The 12,029-nt window shown below is 28.4% G+C and carries 13 protein-coding genes; 3 read left to right on the top strand and 10 right to left on the bottom strand.

The features are described 5' to 3' along the window. Positions 1-154: 154 nt before the first annotated feature. Together BEN51_RS01710 and BEN51_RS01705 are read right to left on the bottom strand one after the other, a co-directional pair. Positions 155-1,141 carry an HAAS signaling domain-containing protein gene (locus tag BEN51_RS01710; RefSeq protein ID WP_119864380.1) on the bottom strand — a complete coding sequence of 329 codons (987 nt, stop codon included), beginning with the start codon at positions 1,139-1,141 and terminating at the stop codon, positions 155-157. An 11-nt stretch (positions 1,142-1,152) separates the two neighbouring features. Beyond that, entirely contained in the window at positions 1,153-1,494 is a 342-nt protein-coding gene (locus tag BEN51_RS01705) for a PadR family transcriptional regulator (RefSeq protein WP_119864379.1), read from the bottom strand. Positions 1,495-1,708: 214 nt separating this feature from the next. Here BEN51_RS01705 and BEN51_RS01700 point away from each other — a divergent pair, with 214 nt between their 5' ends. Further along, the gene (locus tag BEN51_RS01700; protein WP_119864378.1) at positions 1,709-2,455 is read left to right on the top strand and encodes an NAD-dependent protein deacylase; all 747 of its coding nucleotides are present in this window, start codon (positions 1,709-1,711) and stop codon (positions 2,453-2,455) included. A 106-nt stretch (positions 2,456-2,561) separates the two neighbouring features. Here the strand turns inward: BEN51_RS01700 and BEN51_RS01695 are convergent, their stop codons facing one another. The 6 genes from BEN51_RS01695 to BEN51_RS01670 form a co-directional block, all read right to left on the bottom strand. Next, on the bottom strand, positions 2,562-4,406 hold the full coding sequence (locus tag BEN51_RS01695; RefSeq protein ID WP_119864377.1) for a heavy metal translocating P-type ATPase: 1,845 nt from the start codon (positions 4,404-4,406) through the stop codon (positions 2,562-2,564). 203 nt (positions 4,407-4,609) lie between these two features. Further along, entirely contained in the window at positions 4,610-4,831 is a 222-nt protein-coding gene (locus BEN51_RS01690) for a cation transporter (protein ID WP_119864376.1), read from the bottom strand. Between the two features lie 76 nt (positions 4,832-4,907). Further along, entirely contained in the window at positions 4,908-5,276 is a 369-nt protein-coding gene (locus tag BEN51_RS01685) for an ArsR/SmtB family transcription factor (protein WP_119864375.1), read from the bottom strand. Positions 5,277-5,435: 159 nt separating this feature from the next. Beyond that, positions 5,436-6,875: an Asp-tRNA(Asn)/Glu-tRNA(Gln) amidotransferase subunit GatB gene (gene gatB / locus BEN51_RS01680; RefSeq protein WP_119864374.1), complete on the bottom strand. Its 1,440-nt coding sequence runs from the start codon at positions 6,873-6,875 to the stop codon at positions 5,436-5,438. After that, entirely contained in the window at positions 6,872-8,314 is a 1,443-nt protein-coding gene (gene gatA / locus BEN51_RS01675) for an Asp-tRNA(Asn)/Glu-tRNA(Gln) amidotransferase subunit GatA (RefSeq protein ID WP_119864373.1), read from the bottom strand. The genes gatB and gatA overlap by 4 nt, the downstream gene beginning before the upstream one ends. A 13-nt stretch (positions 8,315-8,327) precedes the next feature. Next, positions 8,328-8,612, bottom strand: coding sequence for an Asp-tRNA(Asn)/Glu-tRNA(Gln) amidotransferase subunit GatC (locus BEN51_RS01670; RefSeq protein WP_164704063.1), 285 nt, complete (start codon positions 8,610-8,612; stop codon positions 8,328-8,330). A 176-nt stretch (positions 8,613-8,788) separates the two neighbouring features. Between BEN51_RS01670 and BEN51_RS01665 the strand changes: the two genes are divergently transcribed. Together BEN51_RS01665 and BEN51_RS01660 are read left to right on the top strand one after the other, a co-directional pair. Then, on the top strand, positions 8,789-9,325 hold the full coding sequence (locus BEN51_RS01665; protein ID WP_119864372.1) for a PH domain-containing protein: 537 nt from the start codon (positions 8,789-8,791) through the stop codon (positions 9,323-9,325). A gap of 2 nt (positions 9,326-9,327) precedes the next feature. Then, positions 9,328-10,812, top strand: a complete 1,485-nt coding sequence (locus BEN51_RS01660; RefSeq protein WP_119864371.1) for a PH domain-containing protein — start codon at positions 9,328-9,330, stop codon at positions 10,810-10,812. Between the two features lie 26 nt (positions 10,813-10,838). On the opposite strand, the gene BEN51_RS13730 is transcribed toward BEN51_RS01660, so the two are convergent. Together BEN51_RS13730 and BEN51_RS01655 are read right to left on the bottom strand one after the other, a co-directional pair. Further along, positions 10,839-11,012 (bottom strand): sporulation protein Cse60, encoded by a 174-nt coding sequence (locus BEN51_RS13730; RefSeq protein WP_164704062.1) that lies wholly within the window; start codon positions 11,010-11,012, stop codon positions 10,839-10,841. A gap of 145 nt (positions 11,013-11,157) precedes the next feature. Continuing rightward, positions 11,158-11,970, bottom strand: a complete 813-nt coding sequence (locus tag BEN51_RS01655; protein ID WP_119864370.1) for an alpha/beta fold hydrolase — start codon at positions 11,968-11,970, stop codon at positions 11,158-11,160. Between the last annotated feature and the right edge of the window lie 59 nt (positions 11,971-12,029).

The following is a 12,029-nucleotide window of genomic DNA, read 5'->3' as shown; positions in this document are numbered from 1 at the left end:
ACTCTAGTACTATCTATAATTCTTTTAGTCCTTGCCTGCATTACCAGTAACACACTACTTATTTATTTGTTGATTTAATATTATCATAGCTTGTTCCCTTTGTAAAGGTTTTTTTTAAATATTTTTTTGATATTTTTTATTTTTTTATTTCTCCTTATTTAATTATATTACTCAAACCCTTTTGTATTCCATATTTAAAGCCTTTATATAAAGCTGCTAATGATTCAGAAATTGTTATTATTACTATTGATGCTATAACAATAAATAAAATTCTATCAAAAGATATTCGAATATACTTCTCTATATTTTGAACTATATCGCTGTTCCAAATTGAACTATTTGAAATTATATTTATTGATAATATTGAAGAAATAATATTTAATATTGTATCTATAATAGCTAACCTTATCGTCCACTTACCTTCTATTATTTTAATTAATTCCTTAATTATAGAAATAGTAAATATTATTAATATTATAAACCTAAAGGACTCATAAGCATCTAAGTTAAGAACTTGAATAAATCTTAAATCATTTCCTACTTTATAATATATACCTACATATTCTGGCGAAAAGAAAAATATAGCTGTAAAAATAGTTGTAAATATTATACTGAAAATAGATTCTCCCCTAGATATTATAGCTTTTTTATGAGGTATATCTGGAAGTTTTGAAGGATCCCATTCTTTATTTTCTGCTGCTTCATCTAATGATATTTCCTTATATTCTAAAAATGCAAAGATTCCAGTTACCCAAGCTGCTCCTTGTAATAGAGATGAAATTAAAGCATCAATATAACTTCCTATGAAATCTATAATACCTCCTGCTGAAAATACTCCCCCTATACCTAATGCTATAGATATCCCTATAAATATGGATAGTGAAACTATCTTCATAACAAATATATATTTATCAATGTAGTTTGGACCAATCAGATATCTTTCTTTACCTCTATACTGACTTGCTAACTTTTCTGGATCTCCTAATATTTTTAAAACTTTTTCTATCTTTTCTTCCTCAGAAACTGTATCTTCAATATCTTCAATCATATCTAATATTAATTCTCTAATTTCATTAGCAATTTCTTCTCGTGATTTTTCAGGTAATTTCCTTGTAACAGCATAGATATATCTATCTATCATTTTTATTCCTCCTAATTCTCAATCAAATTATTAACAACATTATTTATATCTTTCCAAGCTTCACATAGCTTTAAATATACAGTTTCCCCTAGGACACTTAACTTGTAATATTTTCTTGGTTTAGTTCCATCTGTATCCCAAAGGCTTTCTAATATCCCCTGTTTCTCAAGTCTTCTTAATAGTGGATATAAGGTATTTGCTTCTAGATCTAATCCCTTTTCTTTCATTAAAACTATTAGTGAATAACCGTACTGCGGAGATTTTAATTGACTTAAAACAGCTAGTACTATGGTTCCTCTTCTAAGTTCTTGAATTAAACCTTCCAATAACTGTTCTTCCTTATTTTTTTCCATCTTTCCACCTCCTAAAATAAATATACTGTATACCGCACAATATTGTCAATAATAAAACATTATACATTCTATAATATTTAGATATTAATATTTTGTGCTGCCTTAGGAATAATATTTTATAGACATATTTTTATATCTGATAAATTATGTAATAATAGATATAAAATAACCTATATAGGCGCAGTTTAGTTAATATAGCTTGGAGGGGCTTATAATGAATTATAAAAAATTATATGAAATAATAGATAATAGTAATAATATTGTATTCTTTGGAGGGGCTGGAGTTAGTACTGAATCTGGTATTCCTGACTTCAGAAGTGCAAAAGGTATTTTTAATGAAAAATTAAATAAAAATTTTTCTCCAGAAGAAATAGTTTCCCATAGCTTCTTTTATAGAAATCCTGAAGAGTTTTTTAAATTTTACAAGGAAAAATTAATTTATAGAGAGGCAGAACCAAATAATGCACATTATGCTTTAGCAAAACTAGAAGAAATGGGAAAGCTTAAAGGAGTTATTACCCAGAATATTGATGGTCTTCATCAGATGGCTGGAAGCAAAAAAGTATTAGAACTTCATGGATCAATTCATAGAAATTACTGTACATCATGCAGGGAATTCTATGACTTAGAGGGATTTTTAGACCTAGAAGGCCCTATTCCAAAATGTAAGAAATGTGGGGCTATAGTTAAACCAGATGTTGTTTTATACGAAGAAGGCCTTGATGATAATATAATTAATGAAAGCATTAAATTAATCTCAAGCTGCGATACTTTAATTATTGGAGGAACTTCCCTTGTTGTATATCCAGCAGCTGGATTTGTTAGATACTTTAGAGGTAAGAATTTAATTTTAATCAACAAATCTAAAACTCAATTTGACAGCGAAGCTGATATAGTAATACATGATTCTATTGGTAAAGTTCTTTCAGAAGTTATGGCAGACTTAACAAATAACAAGTAAATAGGAAGTGCAGTTTTCGGATTAAATTCAGTTTGGATAATAAAATGCTAATAGACCATAATTCTTTATTAATGGTCTATTAGCTATTAGTTTTTTATCTCTCAAATTATAACTTCTTAACATTTAATGCTCTAAAAGAATTTAATATTGCCAAAATTGTTACTCCTACATCTGCAAAAATTGCTGCCCACATTGTAGCTAGTCCAAAGGCACTTAATATAAGAACTAATACCTTTATTCCAATTGCAAAAGCTATATTTTGATATGCTATATTTTTAGTCTTCTTAGAAATCCTTATAGCAGTAGCAATTTTAGATGGTTCATCTGTCATTATTACTATATCTGCTGCTTCTATTGCTGCATCTGAACCTAAAGCCCCCATTGCTATTCCAATATCTGCCCTGGCTAATACTGGAGCATCATTAATTCCATCCCCAACAAAAGCTAATTTACCCTTTTCAGATTTTTTTGAGAATAACTCTTCTAACTTATCAACCTTATCTCCTGGTAATAATTCTGAATATACCTTATCTAATCCAAGATCCTTAGCAACCTTTACTGCGACACTTTTACTGTCTCCAGTTAACATTATTGTTTCTTTAATATTAGATGCCTTTAATTCTTTAATTGCTTTAACTGAATCTTCCTTAATTTCATCCGAAATAACAATGTATCCAGCATATTTATCATCAACTGCAACATGTACAACAGTTCCAATTACTTCTCCTTCATAATAAGGAATATTCATTTTTTTCATAAGCTTAATATTTCCAGCTGCAACCCTTTTTCCATTAACTAAAGCAGTAACACCATGACCTGGTATTTCTTCAATATCAGAAATAATACTATTATCTATTTCTTTAGCATAAGCTCTTTTTAATGATTGTGATATAGGATGGTTAGAATAACTTTCTGCATGAACAGTCAATTCTAATAGCTCATCTTTCGATATTCCTTCTGAATGTATTTCCTGAACATTAAATACCCCTTTAGTTAAGGTTCCTGTTTTATCAAAGACTACTATTTCTGTTTCTGCTAATGCCTCTAAATAGTTACTTCCCTTAACTAAAACACCTCTTTTTGAAGCCCCTCCTATTCCACCAAAGAAGGTTAATGGAATAGATATTACTAAAGCACAAGGACAGGATACTACTAAAAAGGATAAAGCCCTATATAACCAATCTGAAAAACTTGCACCCTTAATAAGAAGAGCTGGTACAAAAGCTAAAAGAACTGCAACAATTACAACTATTGGTGTATAATATTTTGCGAATTTAGTTATAAATTTTTCTGAATTAGACTTTTTGCTGCTTGCATTTTCAACTAAATCAAGAATCTTACTAACTGTAGATTCATCATATTCCTTTGTAACTTCTACTGTAATAACTCCATTTATATTAATGCATCCGCTTAATATTTCACTTCCTACTCCTATTTCACGAGGAACAGATTCTCCAGTAAGGGCTGATGTATCAACCATTGAATTTCCATCAATGACCTTTCCATCAAGAGGAACTCTTTCTCCTGCCTTAATTACAATAATATCTCCAACTTCTACTTCATCTGGATCTACTTTTATAAGTTCTTCTCCTCTTTTTACATTTGCATAGTCAGGTCTTATATCCATAAGGTCTGCAATTGACTTTCTTGATTTATTAACAGCATAGCTTTGAAAATATTCACCAATTTGGTAGAAAAGCATAACTGCAACACCTTCAGGATATTCTCCAATTAGAAAGGCCCCTATAGTAGCAAGCCCCATTAAGAAACTTTCATCAAAAACCTTTCCTTTTCCAATATTTTTAAAAGCTTTTTTAAGAACATCTCCACCTACAATAATATAGGTTATTAAATACAAAGCAAAATTTAACCATTCATTATTTAAATTTATAACTGCTGCAAATATATATAAGATAGCAGCTATTATTATTTTCCTAAGTCGCTTTTTCAAAATAATCCCTCCTTATATAATGCACTAATAGCATTTAATACAAAGTAACCATAATTATCTTAATTTATATAAGTCATAATTTTTCTTAATTATTCTATAAACTTTATATTTATACTAATATGAACAATTGAATATTCATTCATGTATTTTGCTAAAAAATATATATGATTTATTTTTTTATTTTATTTTTTTATAAATGCTAATTAAGCCTTTTTCATAACAGTATCTGGTTCAAGATCTCTGATTATTTTCTCTGCAGCTTTTATTATTTCAGGCATTTTTTCATCTTCAGCTTCAATTACAAGCTTAGTTGTCATAAAATTAACTGTGGCTTCCTTTACTCCATCAAGCTTATTAATAGCAGCTTCCATTTTTGCTGCACAATTTGCACATTCTAAACCTTCCAATCTAAATTTCTTTTTCATAATCTCAGCCTCCAAATTATCTCTTTAAAATTATAATTTATTTTATGTTTCTAAATTAAATCCTCTAACTTATTTATTACTTTTCATTTATATGATTTAACCCTTGGTCAAATATACTCTTTACATGGTCGTCATCTAAAGAATAATATACTACCTTACCATCTCTTCTATTCTTTACTAATTTAGCTTGCTTTAAAACTCTTAGCTGATGCGAAATTGCTGACTGTGTCATATCCAATAGGGCTGCAATATCACAAACACACATCTCAGCTTCAAATAAGGCACATAATATTTTAATTCTAGTTGAATCTCCAAATACTTTAAATAATTCAGCTAAATCATAAAGAGTTTCTTCCTCCGGCATTTTTCCTCTTACATCTTTAACAACATCCTCATGAATTATATCACAATTACACTTTTCAATAGGTGTCAAATTTTTACTCACTTTATCACCTCTTTTTCATACTTACATGAACATTTGAGTATTCATTCATATGTTATACTTTCATTATATGCTAGTCTCCTAAAATGTCAACAGTTATATAAGCAATCGTTCATTTATCTAGATAACTTCTGTAAAAAAATGTAGCGGGGTCAGACCCCATTACATTAGAATTTCATCTAAAATTTCATTTATTACCCTTGGATTTGCCTTTTTTTCTGTAGCCTTTATTATCATTCCTACTAAAAAGCCTTTAACCTGTTTCTTTCCATTTTTATATTCTTCAACTACCTTTTCATTTTCCTTTAAGACTTTTTCCACAATAGGTTTAATTTTTTCAACAGAATTTTCTTGAATTAATCCCCTTTTCTTAATTATTTCTTCTGGATTTTCATCCGATAAATTATTTACCATTTCTTCTAATACTTCTTTTGCAGCACTATTATTTATTTTTCCGCTTTCAACAAATTTAAGAAGCTTAGACATTCTATCTGGCCTTACTGGAAATTTATCTATAGTAAGCTTATTTTCATTTATTAATCTTGAGATATCTGAAAGCAGCCAATTTGATGCTATTTTAGCATTAACTCCTTTATTAACTAACTCTTCATAATACTTAGCAAGACTCCTATCTCCAACTATAATTTCTATTTCCTTTTCATTTAATTTATAGATATTTTTAAATCTTTCCCTCTTTTCATTAGGTAATTCAGGAATACTTTCTTTGGCTTTTTCTATAATTTCATTCCTTATAAGGATAGGCAGAAGGTCTGGTTCCTTAAAGTATCTATAATCATTTATGTCTTCCTTAGTTCTCATAGATACAGTTTCTCCCTTAGAGCTATCAAATCTTCTAGTTTCTTGAATTATCTTATGGCCTTCTCCTAAAGCATATAATTTTCTTTGTCTTTCCTCTTCCTGCTCTATTGCTCTTTGAAGCTCCTTAAAGGAATTTAAGTTTTTTATTTCTACCTTAGTATTTAATTTACTACTACCTTTTTCCCTTAAAGAAATATTCACATCACACCTTAAAGATCCTTCCTCCATTTTACAATCTGATATATCACAATACTCTAAAATTTCCTTTAAGGCTTTTAAAAAGGCCACAGCTTCTTCAGCAGATCTTAAGTCCGGCTCAGTAACTATTTCAATTAAAGGAATTCCTGCCCTATTATAATCTATTAAACTATAAGCTTCATTTTCTGAATGAATTAACTTACCAGCATCTTCTTCTATATGAATTCTATTTAATCTTACTTTCTTTATTTTCTCCTTACTGTTTATTTCTATATAACCATCTTTGCATATAGGCAGATTAAACTGAGAAATTTGATAAGCCTTAGGTAAATCTGGATAAAAATAATTTTTCCTATCCATTTTACTTATTTGATTTATTTTACATTTTAAAGCTATTCCTGCTTTTACTGCTAAATTAATTACTTCTTCATTTACTACAGGTAAAGTTCCTGGAAGGCCTAAACACACTGGACAAGTATTTTCGTTTGGTCTTGAACCAAATTTTGTTGAGCAGCTACAAAAAATTTTTGTTTTTGTTTTAAGCTCCGCATGAATTTCAAGACCAACTATAGTTTCATATTTCATACTTTAGCACCTCCCAAAAATGCTTCTGCTGCTCTTAATATTTTTCTTTCACTAAAATGATCTCCTATTATTTGAATTCCAATAGGCAAGCCATTAGTACTCTTACCACAAGGTATTGAAATTGCTGGCAAACCTGCTAAATTAACATTACTCGTATAGACATCTCCAAAATTCATCTCTAATGAATTTGATTTTTTCTCTCCTATTTTAGAAGGAAAATCTAAAGTAACTGGACTTAATATTAAATCATATCCTTCAAAAACCTTTTTAAATTCCCTGCTTAAATTTTCCCTAAACTTTAAGGCCTTTTTATAATAATCTTCATAGTAACTTGAAGAAAGAACAAGAGTACCAAACATTATTCTTCTTTTTACTTCCTCTCCAAAGGCTTCACTTCTACTCTTCACCATAAGTTCATAGACATCTTTAAATTCTTTAGTTCTATAACCATATCTTATTCCATCATATCTTCCTAAATTAGAGCTTGCTTCTGCTGAAGAAATAATATAATAGGATGAAAGTCCCCTATTAAAAACTGATAATGGTATGTATTCTACCTCTGCCCCTAATTCCTTAAACTTTTTAGCACTTTCTTCTATGGCATTTTTTATTTCAACATTTATATCTTGACTTAATAATTCTTCTGGAAGGGCTAATTTCATTCCCCTTACTCCTGCATCTATTCCTTCTAAATAACTAATTGTTTCCTGACTTTTAGAGCTGGTATTATCTTTAGGATCATAACCTGCAATAACATCTAAACATAAAGCACAGTCTTTTACGCTTTTTGTAATTGGTCCTATTTGATCTAAGGAAGAAGCAAAAGATACAAGGCCAAACCTTGAAACTAATCCATAAGTCGGTTTTAAGCCTATAACCCCACAAAAGGCTGCTGGCTGTCTTATAGAACCTCCAGTATCTGACCCTAAGCTTAATACTGCAATTCCTGATGCAACTGCTGCAGCTGATCCCCCTGAAGAACCTCCTGGAACTCTCTCTAAATCATGAGGATTCTTTGTTATCTTAAAGGCGGAATTTTCTGTAGACCCCCCCATTGAAAATTCATCCATATTTGTTTTTCCTATTATTATTGCATCTTCTTCTTTTAATTTTTTTATAACACTTGCATTATAAGGAGGAATAAAATCTTCCAACATTTTTGAAGCACAAGTTGTTTTAATTTCATCTGTACATATATTATCTTTTATAGCTATAGGTACTCCTGCCAGCTTTCCTAAAATTTTTTTATTTTTAACTTTTTCATCTACTTTTCTAGCATCTTCAAGGGCCCTTTCTTCACATAAAGTCAAATAGGCATTGATATCCTTATCTACTACCTTTATTCTCTTATATAATTTTTTAACTAGTTCTTCACAACTAAAGTCTCCCCTTATTATTCCTTCTCTTATCTCAAGCGCAGTTAATTTTTCTATTTCCACTATATCTCCCTCCTTACTCTATAAGCTTTGGAACTTCAATATTTTCTTCTCTCATAGATTTTGTATTTCTAAAGAGCTTCTTCTTATCCTTAAAGACTTCTATTTCATCTTTTCTAAATTCACTATTAACTCTATCAAAATTATCTAAATTTATATCTTCTAAATTTAAACTATCATTTGTATCAAAATTATTTAATATCTTTTCAAAATCCCTAGTCATTTTTTCAAGTTCATCTTCCTTAAAGATTAATTTTGCACAACTTGATATTTTTTTAATTTCATCTATTGTTATCTTCATTTCTCACACCCCTAAAATCTTTTAGAATATAATTCTTTTCATGTTAATTTTTAACTTATCCTATTGCTTATGATATTTATTTATAGTAGAATTTAATTACTATTTTTTCCAAACCATCAACTAATTTCTACAATATTCTGCACTAAATTTATTATTTATTTGAAAGGATGAAACTGATGGAAGAATATAAAAAACTTAGTCCCAAAGCAAAAACTTCTTGGTTTATTGCCAGAATAATTTCCACTTTAAGCCTTTTTATTATTACAATAACTTCTTATTTTTTCTTTAAAAACAAAATATCTTCCTCTTTTTTAAAAATAAGTTTAATTATATCTGCTGTATTATTAATTTTATTACTTCTTAATGCTCTTATCTACCCTTGGTATGAATACAAGCAATGGAAGTATATGATTAGTGAAGATGATATTAGATTTTCTGAAGGTATATTTTTTACTAAAAATTTTATAATTCCTATTATAAGATTGCAGGAAATTAGGCTAAATCAAGGCCCTATAAATAAGAAGTTAAATCTATATGATGTTATTATAAGTACCTCTAATATATCTCATAAAATTCCTAACTTAGAAGAAAGTGAAGCTTTAAAAATATCAGAGTTTTTATCAAAGAAAATAAAAGAAAAGGTTAATAAGGAAATTTTAGAAGAGATAAACTCCAAAGAAAATATCATTAACTTAAATGAAACAGGTGAATAATCATGAATAGAATTAGAAATTCTAAAGTCTTTATAATAAAAGATGCCTTAAAAACTTTAAAAAATACTTTCTTTATTTTCCTAGCAACACTGATTGATATGGAATTTTATGATCTATTAATTATTTTAGCTATTTTAAGTGTCATACTAATTAAGAGCTTTATTGTATGGAAAAACTATTATATTTCTATTTTAGAAGATAGATTTATAATTGACCAGGGAGCTTTTTATAAGAAAAAAACAGAAATTTTTTATGATAAAATTCATACTATGGATGTCAAAAAAGATCTTTTTTGCAGGCTTTTTGATGTTGTCGAACTCAAAATAGATAATGGAAGTACAGAACTAGGTAAGGCTGAAATATCTATTATACTGGGCGAAGATAAGATAAATAATTTTGTAGAAGTAGTTGAAAGCAGAAAAAATAATACTAATATAATTGATAATATCAATGAACCATTGAAAGATGATAAAAAGCCTAAGGACACTAATTATCAAATAAGAAAAATAACAACTAAGGAGCTTATATTAAGTGCTCTTCTAAGACCTAATCTAGGAACCTTAATAATCGTAAGCACTTTCTTCTTTAATATAGGCGAAATATTAGAAACCTTTAATTCTAATATCTTTATTCAGCTTGAAAGCATATTTAATAAATACATGGCTCAATTAGAATTATGGACTGCTATTTTATTGGGTACTATTGCTATACTGATTTTTAATTTTATTCTAGATATTATAATTTCCTTAATAAGATATAGCAGTTTTACTCTTAGTGCCAACAAAGAAAATATAAAAATATCCTATGGCTTTATCACCTTAAAAGAATACACAATACCAATAAATAAGATTAAAGCTGTTATTTTAAAACAAAGTTTTTTTCAAAAGCTTTTTGGTTATTATAGGGTTGAAATTAGAAACATGGGCTATGGGGATGAAAAAAATGAAATAGCTATTTTATTTCCTATATGCGATAAAGCTTTTATAGAGGAAACATTATTTAGACTTCTTCCTAGCTTTAAGTTTGAGGAAAAAGAATTAAATTTAAAAGAAGGAAAGGAATTTAATAAAATTTCAATAATCTATAGTTTTATTATAATGTTAGCAATTGCCTTAATATCTTTATTAGTCTTCTCTATATTTAAACTTATTGAATTTAAAATTTCCTTAATGATATTCTTAGCTTTAATATTATTATCTTTAATAGTTTGTTTTATTACTTATATGCAATATAAGAGATATAAACTTATTATTAATAAAAATACTATTGTTTATTGTAAGGATTTAATAAATAAAAATATATTTATCATTCCAACTAAATCTATTGAATATATAAATCTAAAACAAGGACCTATAAAGAAAAAATACAAACATTATTCCCTTTACCTTGATTTAGGTATAGGCTTAGCAAGAGGAAGCCTAATTGCTATTGAAAATATTAAAAAAGATTTTGCAGATAAAATTGATGCAGTAATTTATAAAGGCTAAAAGTGCTTTGCACTTTTAGCAATCTTTTACTCTTCCTCAATAATAATCATTACTGAATATAAAGTTGAATATGCATCTCCATTTCCAGATGAACTAAATTTTATATCAACGACCTTTTCTGAATTCTCCTTTAAAAATTCATTAACCTCATCCATTAAAAAATTATAACTTGAATCTGTAAAAATTTTTATTTGCTTCAAATTACTCATCTCCTTCTTTAAATCATTATATAGTTTAACATAATTATACTATACATCCATATAATTGTAAGTAATTGTTTGTATAATAAAAATACTTCCTTAAAATAAATTTATCTTTTATTTAAGAAAGTATTTTTATTTAATTCTATTCTTCAACAAACTCCATTAAAACTTTATTGAAATTATCCTTTTCATCATAGAAAGTTCCATGTCCACTATATTTAAATTGTACAAGTCTTGAATTTTTTATTGCTTTATTCTGTGCTTCACTTAAACAGTATGGAACTATCTTGTCATGAATACCCTGAATAATTAATGTAGGAACTTCTATTTTTTCTAAATCAGAGAATAAAACTTCTTTTAACCATGTATTAGCAACTGCTGCTGTAGCCCAACTTGCTGCCTTTAAGCCTATTTGAAAAAACCAATCAGAAAAGGCTTCACTTGTATGCTGGAAGAAAAACCTATTACCAAAATCTCTTAACATTCGCGGCCTATCACTATAGGTACCTCTAATGATATTTAGTACTACTTCCTCATCTACTCCATGCTCAAAGTCAGGACGTTTAACAAGGCTAGGTGCTGCTGCTGCAATAAGTACAAGTTTTGATACTCCATAGCCATTATGACGACTCATATACCTTATAGCCATTGCTCCGCCAGTAGAATGACCTGCTAGAGTAAAATCTCTTAACTTTAGTACATCAACAACAGCCTTAACATCATCTGCTAATCTGTTATAATCATAGCCATGCCAAGGCTTATCAGACATACCAAACCCCCTTGTATCTATTCCTATGCACCTATAGCCCCTTTTAGGAAGTTCATTAAATTGATACTCAAATAAAGTATGGTCACCAGGCCAGCCATGTAAAAATAGAATGGTTTTATCTCCATCAGGATTAATATCCTCTACATAGATCTTTACATTTGGTTCTGCCATTACATAATATCCCACTTATTATCCTCCAATAATATATTAAATCCTGAAATATATTATTCAATTCCTTATATCTT

The organism is Clostridium isatidis (assembly GCF_002285495.1).
GTDB classification, from domain to species: domain Bacteria; phylum Bacillota; class Clostridia; order Clostridiales; family Clostridiaceae; genus Clostridium; species Clostridium isatidis.
Note: the sequence above shows the minus strand (reverse complement) of the source record. Positions and strands in the feature narration are given on the sequence as shown.